The organism is Nitrosopumilus sp. b1, from assembly GCF_014078545.1.
In the GTDB taxonomy this organism is placed as follows: domain Archaea; phylum Thermoproteota; class Nitrososphaeria; order Nitrososphaerales; family Nitrosopumilaceae; genus PXYB01.
The window spans coordinates 1-18,398 of record NZ_MU078719.1; the positions used below are offsets into that span (position 1 = coordinate 1).

General features: G+C 35.0%; 22 protein-coding genes and 1 riboswitch. Of the genes, 11 read left to right on the forward strand and 11 right to left on the reverse strand.

The window, feature by feature from the left end; genetic code table 11:
* Positions 1 to 220: 220 nt before the first annotated feature.
* Positions 221 to 391: an AbrB/MazE/SpoVT family DNA-binding domain-containing protein gene (locus C6988_RS04860; protein ID WP_182133941.1), complete on the forward strand. Its 171-nt coding sequence runs from the start codon at positions 221 to 223 to the stop codon at positions 389 to 391.
* Here C6988_RS04860 and C6988_RS04865 read toward each other — a convergent pair.
* On the reverse strand, positions 388 to 777 hold the full coding sequence (locus C6988_RS04865; RefSeq protein WP_182133942.1) for a hypothetical protein: 390 nt from the start codon (positions 775 to 777) through the stop codon (positions 388 to 390). The genes C6988_RS04860 and C6988_RS04865 overlap by 4 nt on opposite strands.
* Before the next feature lie 514 nt (positions 778 to 1,291).
* Between C6988_RS04865 and C6988_RS04870 the strand changes: the two genes are divergently transcribed.
* Complete coding sequence (locus C6988_RS04870) at positions 1,292 to 2,530, forward strand: Cdc6/Cdc18 family protein (protein WP_255464248.1); 1,239 nt, start codon at positions 1,292 to 1,294, stop codon at positions 2,528 to 2,530.
* Here the strand turns inward: C6988_RS04870 and C6988_RS04875 are convergent.
* Positions 2,523 to 3,950 carry a DNA-directed DNA polymerase II small subunit gene (locus tag C6988_RS04875; protein WP_182133943.1) on the reverse strand — a complete coding sequence of 476 codons (1,428 nt, stop codon included), beginning with the start codon at positions 3,948 to 3,950 and terminating at the stop codon, positions 2,523 to 2,525. The two genes, C6988_RS04870 and C6988_RS04875, sit on opposite strands and share 8 nt — an antisense overlap.
* Before the next feature lie 84 nt (positions 3,951 to 4,034).
* Between C6988_RS04875 and C6988_RS04880 the strand changes: the two genes are divergently transcribed.
* A complete protein-coding gene (locus tag C6988_RS04880) occupies positions 4,035 to 4,568 on the forward strand; it encodes a stage II sporulation protein M (RefSeq protein WP_182133944.1) in 534 nt (177 codons plus the stop codon).
* A 79-nt stretch (positions 4,569 to 4,647) separates the two neighbouring features.
* Entirely contained in the window at positions 4,648 to 5,643 is a 996-nt protein-coding gene (locus C6988_RS04885; RefSeq protein WP_182133945.1) for a cupredoxin domain-containing protein, read from the forward strand.
* Here C6988_RS04885 and cbiE read toward each other — a convergent pair.
* Together cbiE and C6988_RS04895 are read right to left on the reverse strand one after the other, a co-directional pair.
* The gene (gene cbiE / locus C6988_RS04890; RefSeq protein ID WP_182133946.1) at positions 5,640 to 6,353 is read right to left on the reverse strand and encodes a precorrin-6y C5,15-methyltransferase (decarboxylating) subunit CbiE; all 714 of its coding nucleotides are present in this window, start codon (positions 6,351 to 6,353) and stop codon (positions 5,640 to 5,642) included. The genes C6988_RS04885 and cbiE overlap by 4 nt on opposite strands.
* Positions 6,354 to 6,845, reverse strand: a complete 492-nt coding sequence (locus tag C6988_RS04895; RefSeq protein WP_182133947.1) for a hypothetical protein — start codon at positions 6,843 to 6,845, stop codon at positions 6,354 to 6,356.
* A 76-nt stretch (positions 6,846 to 6,921) separates the two neighbouring features.
* Here C6988_RS04895 and C6988_RS04900 point away from each other — a divergent pair, with 76 nt between their 5' ends.
* Positions 6,922 to 8,454, forward strand: a complete 1,533-nt coding sequence (locus tag C6988_RS04900) for a peptidylprolyl isomerase (RefSeq protein WP_182133948.1) — start codon at positions 6,922 to 6,924, stop codon at positions 8,452 to 8,454.
* Position 8,455: 1 nt separating this feature from the next.
* Here C6988_RS04900 and C6988_RS04905 read toward each other — a convergent pair whose 3' ends face one another.
* Both C6988_RS04905 and C6988_RS04910 read right to left on the reverse strand, forming a co-directional pair.
* Positions 8,456 to 9,808: an NAD(P)/FAD-dependent oxidoreductase gene (locus C6988_RS04905; RefSeq protein WP_182133949.1), complete on the reverse strand. Its 1,353-nt coding sequence runs from the start codon at positions 9,806 to 9,808 to the stop codon at positions 8,456 to 8,458.
* A 69-nt stretch (positions 9,809 to 9,877) separates the two neighbouring features.
* Positions 9,878 to 10,537 carry an ACT domain-containing protein gene (locus tag C6988_RS04910; RefSeq protein ID WP_182133950.1) on the reverse strand — a complete coding sequence of 220 codons (660 nt, stop codon included), beginning with the start codon at positions 10,535 to 10,537 and terminating at the stop codon, positions 9,878 to 9,880.
* A 104-nt stretch (positions 10,538 to 10,641) separates the two neighbouring features.
* On the opposite strand from C6988_RS04910, the gene hsp20 reads away from it, so the two are divergent.
* From hsp20 to C6988_RS04925, 3 genes are read left to right on the forward strand one after another with little or no spacing between them, the layout of a single operon-like run.
* Positions 10,642 to 11,142, forward strand: a complete 501-nt coding sequence (hsp20, locus tag C6988_RS04915; RefSeq protein ID WP_182133951.1) for an archaeal heat shock protein Hsp20 — start codon at positions 10,642 to 10,644, stop codon at positions 11,140 to 11,142.
* Between the two features lie 22 nt (positions 11,143 to 11,164).
* Positions 11,165 to 13,318, forward strand: coding sequence for a CDC48 family AAA ATPase (locus tag C6988_RS04920; protein WP_182133952.1), 2,154 nt, complete (start codon positions 11,165 to 11,167; stop codon positions 13,316 to 13,318).
* 42 nt (positions 13,319 to 13,360) lie between these two features.
* Complete coding sequence (locus C6988_RS04925; protein WP_182133953.1) at positions 13,361 to 13,579, forward strand: hypothetical protein; 219 nt, start codon at positions 13,361 to 13,363, stop codon at positions 13,577 to 13,579.
* 18 nt (positions 13,580 to 13,597) lie between these two features.
* Here the strand turns inward: C6988_RS04925 and C6988_RS04930 are convergent, their stop codons facing one another.
* Positions 13,598 to 13,792: a DUF1059 domain-containing protein gene (locus C6988_RS04930; protein ID WP_182133954.1), complete on the reverse strand. Its 195-nt coding sequence runs from the start codon at positions 13,790 to 13,792 to the stop codon at positions 13,598 to 13,600.
* Between the two features lie 42 nt (positions 13,793 to 13,834).
* Positions 13,835 to 13,911: riboswitch (Fluoride riboswitch) on the forward strand.
* Here C6988_RS04930 and C6988_RS04935 point away from each other — a divergent pair.
* The gene (locus C6988_RS04935; RefSeq protein WP_255464252.1) at positions 13,898 to 14,305 is read left to right on the forward strand and encodes a fluoride efflux transporter FluC; all 408 of its coding nucleotides are present in this window, start codon (positions 13,898 to 13,900) and stop codon (positions 14,303 to 14,305) included. Its footprint overlaps the riboswitch before it by 14 nt.
* Here C6988_RS04935 and C6988_RS04940 read toward each other — a convergent pair.
* Positions 14,298 to 14,606 carry a hypothetical protein gene (locus tag C6988_RS04940; protein WP_182133955.1) on the reverse strand — a complete coding sequence of 103 codons (309 nt, stop codon included), beginning with the start codon at positions 14,604 to 14,606 and terminating at the stop codon, positions 14,298 to 14,300. The genes C6988_RS04935 and C6988_RS04940 overlap by 8 nt on opposite strands.
* A 128-nt stretch (positions 14,607 to 14,734) precedes the next feature.
* Here C6988_RS04940 and C6988_RS04945 point away from each other — a divergent pair, with 128 nt between their 5' ends.
* Positions 14,735 to 15,883, forward strand: coding sequence for a J domain-containing protein (locus C6988_RS04945; RefSeq protein ID WP_182133956.1), 1,149 nt, complete (start codon positions 14,735 to 14,737; stop codon positions 15,881 to 15,883).
* A gap of 36 nt (positions 15,884 to 15,919) precedes the next feature.
* Here C6988_RS04945 and C6988_RS04950 read toward each other — a convergent pair whose 3' ends face one another.
* Positions 15,920 to 16,219, reverse strand: coding sequence for an NADH-quinone oxidoreductase subunit I (locus C6988_RS04950; RefSeq protein ID WP_182133957.1), 300 nt, complete (start codon positions 16,217 to 16,219; stop codon positions 15,920 to 15,922).
* A gap of 105 nt (positions 16,220 to 16,324) precedes the next feature.
* Complete coding sequence (locus C6988_RS04955) at positions 16,325 to 16,741, reverse strand: hypothetical protein (RefSeq protein WP_182133958.1); 417 nt, start codon at positions 16,739 to 16,741, stop codon at positions 16,325 to 16,327.
* A gap of 221 nt (positions 16,742 to 16,962) precedes the next feature.
* Between C6988_RS04955 and C6988_RS04960 the strand changes: the two genes are divergently transcribed.
* Positions 16,963 to 18,108 (forward strand): aminotransferase class V-fold PLP-dependent enzyme, encoded by a 1,146-nt coding sequence (locus C6988_RS04960; protein WP_255464256.1) that lies wholly within the window; start codon positions 16,963 to 16,965, stop codon positions 18,106 to 18,108.
* Here the strand turns inward: C6988_RS04960 and C6988_RS04965 are convergent.
* Positions 18,103 to 18,363, reverse strand: a complete 261-nt coding sequence (locus C6988_RS04965) for an Lrp/AsnC ligand binding domain-containing protein (RefSeq protein ID WP_182133960.1) — start codon at positions 18,361 to 18,363, stop codon at positions 18,103 to 18,105. The genes C6988_RS04960 and C6988_RS04965 overlap by 6 nt on opposite strands.
* Positions 18,364 to 18,398 lie beyond the last annotated feature (35 nt).

Sequence of the window (18,398 nt, forward strand, 5' to 3'; positions counted from 1 at the left end):
GGATATGTTGATCGTAACACCAACACAAAACCCTACACATATTCAATTACTCCAAAAGGTAAAGAGCGAATTAGTATTCTGGAAAACAACCCAACTGTGGTTTAGAGTTATCTGAACTTTGTTTTTTTGGGTTTTAGTAATGATTTTTAGTAATTTTTATTATAATTTATAATTTATAGATTTTATAAAATTATATATATTATAAATTAATATTCAATTTATGGCTAGTGAAAACTACGAACATCATGAGATTTTAGTTAAGATTTCTTCGGCCGGCACGATATCTATACCTAAACAGTTTAGAAAATACATGGAAATGCAAAAGGGTGATTATGTTAAAGTGATTTTGGGTAGAGATAGGCTTATTGTAAGAAAGGCTATGATATCCTAAGTCCGTTCTTTTGAGAGTAGTTTTATGGTCTGATATGACCATTCTCTACCTGTTCTTGTACGTTCAATCCTGCCTTTTTGGGCAAACCTGGACAGATATGTTGAGATCACACTTAGTTTAATGGGCTCATTATACTCGTCTTCGTATTTCTCTAGGATTGACGTAGATGTAAATTTCCCTATAGGGTAGTTTTTGTCTACAATATTCCATATTTTAGAGCCAACCGAGTCTAAATTGGGCGCTTCTTGCCCTTCTTCAATATTCATCAAGTCCATCATTTCAAAGATTTTTAGGACTTTTTCTCTAGTTACATTTCCTTCAAGTTTAATATCATATCTTGCTCCTTCAGAGTCCTCCATATCAATACGAATGCGTTTCTTAGCCATAGAGTGATCAATGAGGATCTGATGTTAACTCTTCAATAGATCCGGTCAGTTTTGTTAACTAAGTGGTTTGTTAACATTGACTGCCTAGCCCACGCCTGGGGGTTTTTTTATTATTAACAATAGATAGCCTAAACATCCTTAAGATATGTTTAATTTCACGCCTGGACTGGAAATAAAGGGGTAGTTTTTTGATATTAACAGTGTTAACGTCTATCTTCACGCCTAGAGTGGAAATTAAGGGGTCATTTAATGTTCTTTTTGGATTTACTTAACATTTCATTAACTGATTGTTAACATGGAAAACCCACACACCGATATTTCCACTCTTTTTTTCTTTTAATTTTTTTTTAAGAGAATCTAACTACTAACATACTAGAATACAATATCATTCTAAATTATCCACACTAGAAACAATGGTGTCTGAGTATCTTTATGAAAAATACATGCGATCAAAACTGGTCAATTGAAACGATCCTCAATGTTAAAAATAACAATAGGATCCATTGAAGAGTTAATGGAAGAAAAAATGGATCCCGAGATGAGTGTGACTACATTAGACCCAATAGATAGAATGCTTGATGCAGCAGAAAGTGGTAAGTCATTAATTAAAAACCGAAACATTCTACATTTTACATACATTCCAAATGTAATTCATCACAGGGACTCTGAACAAGAAAAGGTCACCCAATCATTATTACCAATTTTAAAACAATCAAGACCATCAAATCTTCTAGTATATGGAAAACCAGGAACGGGAAAAACCCTAGTTGTTAGAAAGGTACTCTCAAAAATACAAGAAAGAGTTGAGAAGAGCAACTTTCCAATTAAACTGATTTATGCCAACTCTAAAGACGAAACAACACTCTATGGGCTTTTAGTAAGTCTGGGAAGGCAATTAAACCTCTCCGAAAAAGAACTCCCTTCCACAGGCCTAGCAATTAGCGAAGTCTTCAAACGCCTTTTAAAAAATATTGAAGATGAAAAAATTAACGCAATTTTTGTTGTAGATGAGATTGATTACCTAGCACAACTGGTATCAAAAACAGGTAAAGACATCCTATACCAACTCACAAGAGCAAATGAGAGAATAAAATCAGGCTCGCTTACACTAGTAGGCATTTCAAACGACCTTACTTTCAAAGAAACACTTGATCCTAGGGTGATTAGTAGTCTTGGTGAGGAAGAGGTGGTATTCACTAACTATTCTGTAGAACAACTAAACAAAATCTTAGAGGAGCGAATTAGAGAAGCCTTCTTGGATGACTCTATTGAGGAATCTGCACTCAACCTATGTGCTGCCATGGCAGGTAGAGAACACGGCGATGCAAGACGAGCTATCGATCTTCTTAGGGTTGCAGGGGAAATGGCTGAAAGAGAACAGGCCAAAAAAGTCACTGAAAAACACATCAGAGAAGCGTCCCAAAAAATTGAAGAAAACAAAGAGATTACAGCCCTAAAGTCATACCCATTACATGAAAAATTACTAATTATTGCAGTCATGAAGGCAAACGGAGCATCTACTGGCGAAATTTATTCAGCATACAAGGATCTCTGTAAAATTATCAGGCAAAAGGAACTAACACAAAGACGTGTTACCCAAATGCTCAGTGAAATAGAAATGTCTGGAATAATCACAGGGCGTATAGTGCACCAAGGAATTCATGGAAGAACAAAAAAATTCAAACTAACAATACCCACTGATATGGTAAAACAAACATTCAGTGACGACCTATCACTGGAAGATATTATCTAACACTAAAATCCTTAGAATATACCTTGAAGGTTTTCAAATTGAGAATTATGGCCAGCCCAGGCGTAGGTGTTATCCCCACACTTGATTGAAAGGGCGTCTGATTCTGCCATGTTCCCGAATTAATCATCAATACTCCGCGATATAGGTCCAAGTCAATGACATGTACATGTCCCACATGGAAAACATCAGGCACTTCATCAATTACCATCATATCTTCTGATTCTGGGGCTATTGGGGTTTGACTTCCATAAACAGGACTCATATGCCTTGCCTTCAACAAATGTTTCATTACATTTACCGGCTTGTCGTAACTTAATCCAGGAGTTACCTTCACAATATCATCAATACTCTGGCCATGAAACATCAATACTCTAACCCCGTTTAGCGATACCATAGAGGGATTTCCTACCATATGGAAATTTTGAGTTTCCCAAAAATCAGAATTGTATTTTTTTGGAATAGCTGGCTGAGGAAGTGCTCGCCTTCCAGGATCGTGGTTTCCAGGCATTATTACAACATGAATGTTTTTTGGGATTTTTGATAAAAGATCATAGGTCTTTGATAGTTGGGATTCAATTGTCGGAAAATCCAATTCTTTGTCTTGGTTTGGATATATCCCAACACCATCAACCAAATCTCCACCAATCAAAACAAAACGAGTTTTTCTTGCTATTGGGTCGGGGCTCGATAGCCATGCAACAAAATCCTCAAACTCTTTTTCCATGAAATACTTACTTCCAATATGCAAATCAGAAAGAAAGACAGCATACGTATCTGTCTCAGACCTATTTGACGCCTTATCAGGAATATCGGGCAAAATCACATCTTTTATGATATACCCACCTTTTTTCGAGGCAGAGATCTTTAACATAACATACTGATCTATTAGCAATACTTCAGAGACCTGCTGCAAGTCTTTATCAAAAACAATACCCTCTAGTACACCCGTAGGATCCTCCACTGTAACTCTAACAACATTTCTCTCAGACGATCTCTCAGTTACAAGTCCTGAGACATACATATCATCCTCTGACTTTGTAGCAATTACTGAGGATATCGACTTTAACAATCTAGCCTCAGGCCTGTTTGATATTATTTTTTTAAGTTTTGCAAGACGGCTTGCAAACAACATGTTATACCCAGATACCCCCTCAGCAGATGTGATCTTTGAAGAAGGATCTGAAAGTATTCGAAACTCACTTTTTAGAGTGGCGTCTTCTTTTATCCCTAGAAAAGTCTCCAAATCATCCTGATTTATTAGAAACAATTTTTGCCGCGTCTTTTGCCTTACCACCTCTTTTATGACATGTTGTAGATCCTCAATCTGAACTCCTTCCAGAATTTTTAATGCATCAGGATGTATCTGAAAACCCTTGTTTAATGCGTAGTTTAATGCAAGTGAAACTTCCCTATTCAACATCAAAAAACCCATGACGTTTTAATTAAATCTGCGCACATTACACACCAACAGGCTCAAATAGTGTTTGAAAAATTTTTAGTTATTATGAAAAAACGAATATTACTATTTTTTATTTTTATGGCATTATTTTCAGGAGCGTATCAACTGGGCTCTATGAGTGAAGTAAATGATGAGGAAGCACAAGCATTTTTAGAAGAATTTGAAGAGCTTGTAAAAGACATTGATTCTATTGGAATTTTTGTACATAACACGTCTATTGCCTTACCAATGTTTGTCCCTGGGTTTGGTGTGGGTTGGGGACTCTTCTCGGCGTGGTCTACAGGATACGCATTTGCATCAATTGTTGCAGTAACACCAATTCTAGCAGGAATGCCCCCATTAGCTCTTCTCTACTTATCTCCATTTGGAATTATGGAATTGGTGGCATATTCTCTGGGCACCTCTAGAAGCTACATCCTAATTCATGCCATAGTCAAAAAGAATCCTCTCTACCCAATAATGAAACCTACAATAATCGAGATTGGGATAATGATTGGACTTTTGTTAGCTGGAGGATTTTTAGAGTTTTACATGATAAGTCTGGTACAAGAAAGTGGATTTGAGCTACCAGGAATCTGATCATGTTTAGACTAACTATTGATTTAATCTAAAATAATTTAGTAGTAAATTATAAACCAAATTAGAGCCATCATCAATAGTGAAACGTTTCATAATATTATCAATTATAGCATTTTCAGGATTATTACTAGGAGTAACAACTAATGAAGCCTCAGGCGCATTAGCATCTAACAATCCATTTGTATTAGAAGGCTCGGGATACGCGGTAACTGATGATCAAATAAAAATCTCATTGATAAATTTTGATCTAACAACAGGTTCGATTGTAAACACCCGTGGCACAATAACAATTGATAATGGTTTTATCACGATAAATGATGATGATTTTTCAATCGACAACTTACGTGGTACAGTTTTACGTGATGGAAGATTTCTAAGAATTTCAGGAACTGCCGATGGATTAACCGGAAATGATTTATCATTCAGTCTATTTGGGAGAATGATTCAAGAGACCAATATTGGCTCAATTTACAGCTTTTCAGGAAAAGCAAGTATTGATGATGAAACATACAAAATAGTTTACACCTCACAACTCTCCAAGTTTACTGCAGTCAAAACCCCAACTACTGTAACACCCGAAAAACAAAATGAAATTACTATTAAGATTTTCAAAGGTGCATCAACCAAAGCAGTTGCAGCAAACTACATTGAAGCTCTTGGAAGTAAGAGTCTATCTTCCGGACAAGGCTCACAGCAATCATACATCTCAATGGATAGAATTACCATGAAACCAGGAACCACAATAAAATGGGTTAATGATGATACAGTACCTCACAGGATCACAAGTGGTGAGGGATTAGGAAGTAATGCTAGAGATTCACAATCAAACGTAAAAATTTGTGATGAAAGTACAAAATTAAAGGAAGGTTCTAGCTACAAACAATCTGATTGTACATTTACACTTGATGGAAGAATCAACACTGGAGTCATAGCACCTGGAGAATCATTTAGTGTAACAATCACCGAATCAGGATTCTATCGATTTGCTGATCCTGATTATTTGTGGATTAACGGTGTAATCTATGCCTTTGAAAATACTGGATCAACAGTTTTTGGAAGTACAAAACAAAACTAATTTTTCCATTGCCATTTGTAGTTCATGTACGAATCTAACTTTGTTTGATTAAACACCATAACAGAAAGATCTGAAAACTCTTTCCCTTGTAATTCCTTAACTGTACCTACAAAAGACGTTTCTTTTTCTGTAGTTAATGCTTCGAATACATACACCTTCATTTCTGATGTATCAAATCCATTTTTTTCCAAATACAACGAAATCTCAGATGGCATGAAATGTTTTTCAGGCATCTTTGGCCATGGTCTTGGAACTAGAATCACACTAAATCCATCAATTAATGCTTTTTGGAGTTCTAATTTTTTCTCCTCAATGGATGATGTTACATGCATGGTGATTACCTTGGATTTATCAAGAGGAACCTTAGCTTTTGAAGCTGCTACCTGAATGGAGCTGATTCCCGGTACAATCTCAACATTACCAAATATCTCAATTAACCTATCTACCACTTCTGATTCTGAAAAATTTACATCACCTGTAAATGGTACAACTAAATTTTTTCTTCCTAAATTTGTAGCAATTTTTTGATAAACCTCTTCTTGATTCTTCATTGTAATTTCATGAACTTCCTTATCCCCCAACAGGTCAGTAATTGTTTGTAGAGTGAATTTGTATCCTGCAATAACATCAGAATCTCGAATAATTTTTTTTGCTACATCAGTAACATACTCTGAGGATCCCGGTCCTACACCAAGTGCATATACAGTCATTTATCTCGTGAGTCTCTGTCCGTCTTTAATATATTCCACAAATGGAGCCCAATCAACGTGCATGTATTTTGTTGGCTCTTTAACAGGATATTTTACCCAGTCTTGTGCAACTGAATACTGAAACTTTTCATTCTTTCCATTCTTTTGATATTCTAAATTCAAAACACTTCCCCATTCCTTTTCTTCAAAATTTATTTTTGAAATATCATCAAAGGCCAACTCTACATTTTTTTCATTCTTTAAATCTTCAACCAAATCTTTTTCATCATATCCATCATGTATATTCATAATGTTTTTTGTTTTTAATACCATCATTCCCTGTCTTTTTACTATGGCATCCCACCATCTCATTTTTGCTTGTGTCTTGTGTACAAACATCAAATGTTTATCAGTTAATACCAACATCCCTTCCCTGCCTCCTATTGAAAGAAATTTTTTTGCCTCTCGCCAAACTGAAACAACATGAGCTCGAATCTTCTCATCTGTATCCATGTGGAAATTCCAATTTTACTTGATAAAAACTAATACGTCATTTGGCTTTTATTTGGGTTAGAACAGCTGTGGTCAAATGATTAAGAAAATAATTCTTCTTAGCTTTATGATAATTCTATTTAGTCATACAAACCAATCATTTGCTGACAATGACAAATTGGTTATCCTGCATACACAATCTGGAGATATTACAATTGAGTTCTTTACAGAAGATGCACCAAAACACGTTGAGAACTTTATCAAATTAGCTGAGAGTGGATTCTACGATAGAACTGTATTTCATAGAGTGATTAAGGATTTCATGATTCAGGGGGGTGATCCAAAAACTACTCCTGGAGGGTATCAATCCATTTCTGAGTGGGGCACTGGTGATCCTGGTTACTCAATTGATGCAGAATTTAATGACATTAAACACAACCGAGGCATTGTCTCAATGGCAAGAGCTATGGATCCAAACAGTGCAGGCTCACAATTCTTCATTGTTCATAAGGATTCAAATTTTCTTGATGGTCAGTATACTGTATTTGGAAGAATTGTAACACAAGAAAGTTTTGAAACACTAGATAAAATTGCCAATCTTGAGACCCCACCTGATGGTTCAATTCCATTTGACTGGGGCAAGGGTGAAATTTTGAGTGCAGAAGTTGTTGATAGATCAGACGTTCCAAATATGCTAACTCTTGGTGAGCCTGAGCGAACTACTGTAGAAAAAACTGAATCTGGACCATACACAAATAAGAAATTAGGAATTTCATTTATGGCACCAGAGGGATGGCTGCTGCAGGAACTACAAAAAACATCTCCTAACGTTCCTGATGTTGTAGCTGTTGGTCCAAAAATCGATGGAATGAGTGCCACTCTAACACTTTCTGTTGTTTATTCAGATGGAAGATCACTTGAAGAGAAAATTGCTGAATCTAGAAACAACCTTAAATCATCAATAGATGCAGGGGAGCTACAAATTATCAGTGAAAAAGAAGAAAAAATTCAAAACAAAGAATCATTCATTACAGAAGCAATTGGAAAATTTGATGTAAAGAACTCCACAGTTAATGTAAAATTCCGAGAGATTGTTATTTCAACACCAGAAAAATTCTATACCTTTACCTATTCAAACTCTGAAGAAAACTTTGATAGATATTTAGAAGAATTTGAAACAACAGTTGGATCTTTTAAGATATTAAATGAACCAGAAAAAGAATCAGAATCACCATATCAAGATTTTGGAGAAAATAACAAAGAAGGTGGAGGATGTCTTATCGCAACTGCAGCATTTGGATCTGAGCTTGCACCACAGGTGCAACAGCTGCGAGAGATAAGGGACAACATAGTACTATCTACTCATTCAGGTACTGCATTCATGACAGGATTCAACCAACTCTACTATTCCTTCTCACCCGCAATAGCTGACTATGAGCGAGAGAATCCCATATTCAAAGAGGCAGTAAAGCTTGCAATTACTCCAATGCTATCTACGCTTTCAATTTTGAATCATGTCGATGTTGATTCTGAAGAAGAGATGCTAGGATATGGAGTTGGAATTATTATGCTAAATGCTGGAATTTACATTGTTGGACCAGCTATACTCATCTATAGAATAAGAAAATAAACTACCAAACATCATCAACTTCATCTAATTCTTTGTATTCTTTTTCTGGTGTTCTGGTAACTAATTTCATCCTTGAAATATCTCTATCAAAGAATAAATCGATCGTCCAATCGATTAGAACTCTTAATCTCTTATCTAATTTTGGAATCTTTGAGAGATACACATTTCTCCATAAGAGCCAAGCCCAAAAACCCGAAATGTTTGAACCAAGAAAAGATGCAATGCCTGTCCTCTTACCAATAATTGCCATTTGGCCTTTTGATTTGTAAACAAATTTCTGTTTCTCTTTATTTTTAATCAATGAATGTAAGTTAAAGGCAGCAGTCTTGGCCTGAGCTTCTGCAAGTTGCGCAGTTGGTGCAAATGGTCTGTTTGATTTAGGATCCATAAATAATGCACAATCACCAATTGCAAATACTCCTGGAAAGTCACTTACTTCAAGAAAGTCATTAACAATTATCTTGCCTTTATCTGTCTTAAACAACGATCTCTTAATGGTATTAACAGGTGTAACCCCTGCAGTCCATATCAAAGTGTTAGTTCTTATCACATCAATCTTTGGTTCATCATTGCTTGGTTCTTTTTCTAGTTTCTTTACAGTAACTTCTGTTCCATCAAAACTAGTAACTGCAGTGTTTAGTCGAATCTCAATACCATGTTTCAATAGTTCGTCATGAGAAAACTTTGCAAGTTGTTCACTAAACCCTGGTAATATTGCCGACAAAGCTTCTAAGACAATCACACGGATATCTTCCTTGTGAATATTTGGATAATGTTTTCTTGCATCTAATAGTAAATCCAATAACTCTCCTGCAGTCTCTATTCCAGCAAAACCTCCGCCAACAACAACAAACGTCAAAAGACTCTTTCTTAGTACGGGGTTTGTCTCATTTTCTGCCTGCTCAAGCATATCTATCACTCTGTTTCGCAACACCACTGCATCATTGAGTGTCTTCATAGTGTATGCATGTCGTTCAACATCGTTTAATCCAAAAAAGTTAGTTTGACTTCCTAATGCCACAACAAGAAAATCATAATGAATGGAAATGCCTCTTTTCTCACTTGTTCCCCACAAAGTTACAAGCTTTCCATACGGATCAATATTTCGTATTCTTCCTTCGTAAAATGTAGTCTTTTCACAAATAGTTCTAATCGGCATAATGATGTGTCTTGTTTCAATCATACCAGATGCCACTTGCGGCAACATCGGAGTAAATAACAGAAAGTTATCTTCACTAATTAGGACAATCTCAATCTCAGGATCATTTACAAAGTATTTTTCTAACTTTCTGGCACATTCTACTCCAGCAAAACCTCCTCCTAAAATTACAATTTTTTTCCTATTTTTAACCAATTACTAATCCTTCATTTTTGAGATTATTAGCTGTAATATTAAGAACTGGTATTAATTTGACTAGTCAAACTATCTTGCGATCTCAGAACGAAGAATTTCATATGCTTTGGAGGCATCTTTTTCGTTCAAAATAATGACTATATTCTCTTGGCCAAAAAAGGCATTTACTAATTCTATCCCATTATTATGGAGTCTTTCTGCAACATATGAAACCACATCAGATCTGTTTTCATTTCTTGGTACTGAGATCTTTATCTTGGCCAATCCCGTGCTAAACATGTCTTCACTTTGAGGAAACGAATCAAATAATCGTCGGATATCCTCAACATCCTCAGTCAAAAACCTAAAGGAATCTGCTAATCTAAAGAACTCATAATCAGATGTAATATGAGAAAATTTTTCCAGAATAGATGAGGGATTATTTCCTAGATCATTGGTTCTAAATCTAATATCCATAATTCCATCTGTCAGTGATAATCTGGCATTTTTTAAAACCGACACTTCTTTTACATCATCTTTTGTCTCAAAAGAATCTGCATATCGTTTAATTGCAACAACTATAGTGTTGAGATTAACACTTCCACCAAGCATTCTCTCGACTTCACTCTGAATTTTTACAGCTAATGCAGTATAGTTGATCACATCCATTTTCATGCAATCATAGATTGACCGATTGTGAGTGATTATCTCTCTGACTGCTTCAGGAACCGACATGTTTGCGGCACGCATACTAAATATTATATAATGTCAGTTATAATAGGATTTTGTAATAAATCTAACAATATTAAGAAATACTTATATAATGTAATATATATTACATATAGTGAGGAAATATGACAATGTTCTTTGATGACGAATTTGATAGGCTCTTCAAGAGAATGTCTAGCTCATTCTTTGATGTAGATGAGTTGCTTGAAGAAGCAAAAAACACAGGAAATCTTTCTGGTCCATTTTATTATGGATATACAATGACAGTTGGCCCAGATGGAAAACCTGTAGTAAAAGAGTATGGTAATGTTAGACCAGGACTCTTGCCTACCTCCGATACAAGAGAACCCATCGTTGACACAATAGTTGATGATAAAGAAAAAGTGGTAAAACTTGTTGCGGAAATGCCTGGAGTAGAAAAATCTGATGTGAAGGTAGTAGTAGATGAAGACATTGTAAAGATTGATGCAGTTCATGGAGAAAAAAAATACCATGCATCAGTACCAATCAAATACATAGTCGATAAGGACTCTGCCAAAGCTTCATACAAAAACGGAATTCTTGAACTAACCTTCAAGCAAATAATTCCTGAAAAACCAAAGGGCAAAAACGTGGAGGTAGAATAACTCCTTTTTTTAGGTGATGATTTTGACTGAAACTGAATTAAAGATAGCAGAGATACCACAGCAACATGTTGGAAAAGGCAGAGCCATCTTAGATCCTAAAATTCTTGAAGATACCAAATGGGGCACTGGACAAATTCTAGAGCTGACACATAATAAAAAAACACACGTTAAACTTTGGCCAGGAAATCCAGAAGATTATGGAACTGGAATTATCAAAATTGATGGTATCACACGACATAACATAGGGGCCGGAATTGGCGACAGAATAAAGATTGTACCCGTAGAGGCATCTGAAGCTGAACAGATCACACTATCTCCTACGGAAAAACTATCCATTGATGAAAGACAGCTACATGAAGTAATGTCTTATAATTTTCAAAACCATGTATTTACAGTTCATGATACTATTGTTTTACCTACTCAAATGGGAGGTAAAATTCAATTCATTATTACAAACACAAAACCATCAAAACCCGTCATAGTTACTGAAACCACTGCATTCAAGCTAGGATCAATGACAAAAGCAATTGATTCATCAATTCCTAGAATTACTTACGATGAGCTTGGTGGATTAAAAAATGAAGTTCAAAAGATTAGAGAAATGGTTGAATTACCAATGCGACATCCCGAACTATTTGATAAGATCGGCGTTGAAGCTCCAAAAGGTGTTTTGCTATACGGACCTCCAGGAACAGGTAAAACATTACTTGCAAAAGCAGTAGCAGGCGAAACTAACGCAAACTTCACCTCACTTAGCGGTCCTGAAATCATGGGAAAATATTATGGTGAAAGTGAGGAACGAATTAGAGAGATCTTCAAGCAGGCTGAAGAGAACGCTCCAAGCATAATCTTTATTGATGAAATTGATTCTATTGCTCCAAAACGAGAGGAAGTTACCGGTGAGGTTGAAAAAAGAATTGTTTCTCAATTACTTACTTTGATGGATGGAATGAAAAGCAGAGGAAAGGTAGTCGTAATTGCTGCAACAAATAGGCCTGACTCAATTGATCCAGCCCTTAGAAGACCAGGAAGATTTGACAGGGAAATTGAAATTGGAATTCCTGATGAGGAAGGAAGACTAGAGATACTAAACATTCACACACGTGGGATGCCAATTGATGAAAAAGTTGATCTTAAACAAATATCAAAAATTACACATGGATTTGTAGGAGCTGATCTTGAAGTATTAGCCAAAGAAGCAGCTATGAGATCCTTAAGACGAATTTTACCTGAAGTTGATCTGAATCAAGAAAAGATCTCATCCGATATATTACAAAAAATCAAAGTTACAAAAGAAGATTTTCGTGATGCATTAAAAGAAGTAAGGCCATCAGCACTACGAGAAGTATTAGTTCAAGTACCAAATGTAACTTGGGATGATGTAGGTGGTCTAGATGAACTCAAAGAAGAACTACGTGAATCAATAGAGTGGCCACTAAAATACAAAAATGCATATGATTATGTGGATATTAGCTCTCCAAAAGGAATTCTTTTACATGGGCCGCCTGGAACTGGTAAAACCCTTATCGCAAAGGCAGTAGCAAAAATGACTGATTCTAATTTTATCAGTGTAAAGGGACCAGAATTGCTTTCAAAATGGGTTGGTGAGTCCGAGAAGGGCGTTAGAGAAATATTTCGTAAGGCACGCCAAGCAGCTCCTTGCATTATCTTCTTTGATGAAATCGATGCATTGATTCCAAGAAGAGGTACTGGAAGCTCTAGTTCCCACGTAGCGGAAAACGTAGTATCACAAATTCTTACTGAAATAGATGGATTAGAGGAATTACATAATGTGTTGATTATTGGCGCTACAAATAGGTTGGATATAGTTGATCCTGCTTTGTTACGACCAGGAAGATTTGATCGAGTAATTGAAGTACCAAAGCCTGATGCAAAAGGTAGAAAACACATTCTCAAAATACATACAAAAAACAAGCCTCTATCTGAGACTGTAGATTTGCAAAAACTAGTGGAATTGACAGATGGATTCAGTGGTGCAGAGTTGGCCGCAATTGCTAATCAATCTGCAATGATTGCATTAAAGCGATATGTAGAGACAAAATCAAAGGATGTAAAGGAGATAAAAATCACCCAAGATGATCTAATACAAGCAGCAAAAAAAGTACGACCGGATATATCTAAAAAAGAAGAGCCCATAGTACCTAATGCAAAATAAAATAGTAAAACTAAATATCTATGGAGAAATTTATCAAGTGAAATGAAACTGTATCTGGATTTTGAACCATGTGACGAATGTATTACAATGATGAATGAACTTAGTAGCCCTCAAATGCTAATAGTAGATGATAAAACACGTGCTGACGAATCTGCAAAATTTCTCAGACATTTAACGTATAATCATTCTGAAGTTGTTCAAGCAGTGATGAAGGATTTGCCAAAACAAAAGCGTAATCAAGAATACGACTTTTTTAAGTAAGTTAGTTTTTTGTTAAACTCATTCTTTTCTAATAGAATCTCTTGAGTGACCTCTATTAACGATCATTTGAATGACTGCATCTGTAGAATAGTCTATGCCATGCTCAGTTTCAAAATGCTCCCTTAACTGTTCAATCAAAGATAGACTTTTTCTACCTTCTATTGAAAACTCACATTCAAAACCATAGTCTTTGCATTCCAATTTTATTGTCATATTTTGGCTCAATACAAAACCTATAAAAACCATTTACTAAAATCTCATAGTGGCTATGACATTAGCCCTGGTAATATTACCAAAACCGCGTAATCTACGATGATAATGTCTACCAAAAATCAAACAGTGGTAGACATGAAAGGTATAGAATTTGTATTTCTCGCAATAGGGGCAGTAATAGGCTCATTTGTTAGATTCAAAATAACAGAATCGCCATTAATTCTTGGAGTCATTCCAATCAATGTATTATTGGTAAACATCTTAGGCTCATTAATTCTTGGATTATTTATCGTGGTCTCAAATCAGTGGAATCTAGAAGGACGATATTCTCTTTTAGTAGCCGTAGGATTCTGCGGAACCTTAACTACGATGTCATACTTTGCATTAGATTCGTCTAATCTATTAGATAATGAACACTATCTTGGATTGGCCGTTCATATTGCTGCAAACGTAGGATTATCTATTGGTGCATTGATTGTAGGAAGACAACTAATGAGCGCAATTCTCAATTAGAAATGTTATTCATTGTTTCTTCTAATGATTTAATGTATTTCTGGTTATAATCTACGTATAGTTTTATCTTGCTCTGAGGTAAAGCCATTGCACCAGGTCTACTGTTTACTTGTTTTTCTAAACTTCTTTGGTTATTGATGATTTCTTTTAATTCCTCACTAGATAAGGTCTGAATTTTTTGAACCAGTCTTTTGTATTCTACATCCAACATATTCTCGGTATCTGGGTATGCAGGTGGAATGGAACCAAAAATTTCTCTTGCTCTAATATCCCCAAACACTTTTTTGTTTAGATCAATCAAGGGTTTTCAATTTAAAAATACACTATAAATTCAATTCTCTATAGAGATTACTGCTTTAATGGCACTAGGAATTACAATTAATAGAATTAAGTATGTCATAAATTTAGAAAAATCATCGAGGATGAAGAATGGTAGAAAGCAATTATGAAATATTGGGAATTTTTGATGGTGCGTCTAAAAGAGAGATCCAAGAAGCCTTTAGAAAACTAGCATTAGAACATCATTCTGATAGGGGAGGCAGTGAAGAACAATTTAAGAAAATTAAGCAGGCATATGAAGATCTGAAGATTGGAAAGAAATACCCTGATTCTGATAAAGAAAAACAACGAAAATCAAAAGTATTCTCCGGTGATGATGAAGAGGAGATAAGACGACGCAATAAAATAATTGCAAAAGAGCTTTCTCAAGAAATGAAAGCTGCTGAAGAATGGGCTGCAGCACTTAACAGAGTAAATGCAACCGGAACTCGATTATTTGGATCAAAAACTGTTGGTGAAATTGAACTCGAACGAAAAGCTAATGGAGCACTTTCCATAAAAGGAAACTACCTTGCAGGAAGTATAATCTATGATGGACCAATAATCATGCAAGGTAACATTACAAGTCCATCTTTTAGTGATGAATACCAGACAAACATAATTCTCACTCAAGGTGATTTCAAATTTGTAAATCCTCTAGAAAATAAATATAAGATAGATAACGGTGCCAAAATTCTTGCTGAGGATGGGGATATTATAGTTGGCAATGTGTTTGGGCGTAAAGATAAAGTGCAAGATCCAGACGGCAGGGTTGGAATTTATCTTACTAAAGAACACAGAACTGAATTATCTGCACCAAAAGGAAAAATTGTTCTTGAAAATGCTGTAAATACAGTTTCATTGAATGCAGATTCCATTGTGGTGTTAAACTTGGAAGATGATGTCAATATCTTTGCAAAGGAGATCCTAATTTATGGAAACAAAATAACATATGATGTTAAAATTCATCTTAAAAAAGATGGAATAATTAGGTTCTTTGAGAATTATTCAATCCAAAGTCTTAGTGATGACAGTGTAATTATTTTGGAAAATGGAAAATCGTTTAGATTACATGATTTAAAAACAAAAAAAATTCATGATTTACCAGACGAACTTCTCTCAAACAAAGAAAAATATGATAAAAATGATACAATGGTCGGCAAAGGATTTACCATAACCTATTCGATGCTAGATAATTTTCATAAAAAACACTCTGAAAACAAAACTTGGAAAACAAAATTCGGCATATTCTCTAAATAAAAATTTTAAAAAGAAATTAAATTGATTGAACTTTTTCTAGTCGACTAGTTCAGTCCAACCTTTAACGAAGACTGAGTTCTTGTAGAGTGGAACTGGTTGTCCAACAGTAAAGTCCATTGGTCTCATCCAGAAAATTGCCTTTGTTGGGCAAACTCCGATGCATGCTCCGTCAGAGATACATCTTTCTGGGTAAAAGACAAATGCTTTACCTCTCTTCCAGCCTTCAACTGGTTTTACTCTAAGTACATCAGGTCCGAGAGTTGTGCAGATTTCTACGCAAAGTGCGCATCCAATGCACATCTGTTCACCAATGTCTGGTAAAATTGCTACTGGCATTACGAAGTGAGTTCGTTGTGGATCTTAATATAACTTACCCAAAAACTTCGAATTATAACGGCGTTAGTAATTTGTATAACAGTGTTTAATTTTTTGATCGCAAGATCAGGAATCTTTTCTAACAGAAAAATTTCTTAGATAATTTTCACGTGTAACCTCTAGAACAAGATCCATACTATTTTCAGTAACAAAAATTTTGAGGATTTTTCCTGAATCAACAATATGCCTATTTGTAGGTGAAAGTACCCACATACCATCTTTTTTCTTTGCAACACTAGAAAAAATAATTCTTGAATTTGATTGCTCTGATATACTTGCTAACAGCATCAGGTATGCGTTTAGTATTCTACCAGAATCCTTACCACTAAAGAAATTCGACAGAACATTCAATGAATCAATTATTACAATTGTTTTTTTATCAACTACCTGATGAATTACTTCATTGATTACATTTTCTAAATTGCCAAGTGTTGGTTTAACTATTGTAATATTATCAGCGGGTGATTCAATTGTTTTTGACACAACATATCCACTAAATAATAGATCAAAGTCAAGGTAAACCACTGGAAATTTAAACTCGTTAACTAACCTTGATAGAAATCTGATTTTGATTTGCGCATTTTCAAATAATAACGAATTTAACAAGGAATCATCCACAATTTCTCCTAATTTTGAAAATGTAATCAATTCATGATGATTTTTATTCAACACATAGCAAGTTCAATTCTGATATAAGAATGAACATGAACTCTGATTTTTCAAATGATTTTCCAACTGGCGGGAAAATTTATCTAAACAATGCCTCCGTATCAATCAATCCATTAGATTGTATTAACTCCATGCATGATTTCTTAGTATCATATAATGCACTTGGACCAGATTCTTTAGAGTCTCAACCATTTGTAACCAATCAATTACGTAACACTAGGAAGATAATCTCACAAATAATCAAATGCCAGCCAGAGGAAATTATCTTTACACAAAGTACTACTGATGGAGTTAATGCAGTTGCAAACGGAATGAATTTTCAACCATCATCAAATCTAATTATTCGTGGTTTATCACATGAACATCACGCAAATTATTATCCCTGGTTAAGATTATCTAAAAAATTAGAAATTAAAAACTTGAAAGTTGATAAGAATGGATTTTTCCAAATAAATGAGCTTAAACATCTTATCGATAATAACACAAGCTTAGTAGCTTTGAGTCATGCTCTGTATAATACTGGAGCAATTCTTCCTGTAGAAGAAGTCGGAGAAATCTTAGATAAACAAAACATTCCATATTTTCTTGATACTGCACAAACAATTGGTTGCATTGGAGATTTTGACGTTAGTAAAACTAAATGTAACTTTATGTCATTTAATGGCTCAAAATGGTTATGCGGACCGATGGGTACAGGATTATTTTACTGCAGAAAAGACTCTACACAGTTGTTAGAACCCATGAACATAGGTGGTGAGTCTGCAATGATTTATGATGAAACCAAACTAGCATTCAAAGACATTCCTGATAGGTTTCAAACAGGATTTCGTAATTATGTGGGAATGGCAGGTCTTGAGGCATCAGCAAAATATCTCATAGGATTTGGTATGGAAAATATTCGTAAGAAGGTCATGAAGCTAGCAAACCAACTCCGGACAGAACTTAGTAAAATTCCTAATGTTATACTATATGGTCCAAATGAAACCGAACAAAGGACAAGCATTGTTTCTTTTAATATAAAAAATCAGGAACCCTCAGTAATTATAGAAAAATTAGAAAAAAAGAACATTATTCTTGCAGTTCGTGAAATCTCTGCAGAAAAACTGGTTCGAGCCTCACCTCATTTTTTTAATTCTGAAGAGCAAATAGAAATTTTGTTGAATGAATTACGAAAATTATAGATTTTCTTGTTCTTCTATAACCATCATAGTTAGGGTTGATTGAACCTTACCTATCTTTCTAATCTTATTTGTAATAATTGATCTTAAGATGTCAGTATCATCGGCAGAGATCTTCAAAACAATGTCATATACGCCATAGACACCCTGAATCTCATACTGGATTCCTTTTTCTTGATTTAGAATGTTTTTTACTTCTGATATAATTGACTCATCAGAACCCAAATCGGAATTTAATAACACGTATGAAGTAGGCACATTCCAGATTTCTAACTACGATATTTAACTTTTGA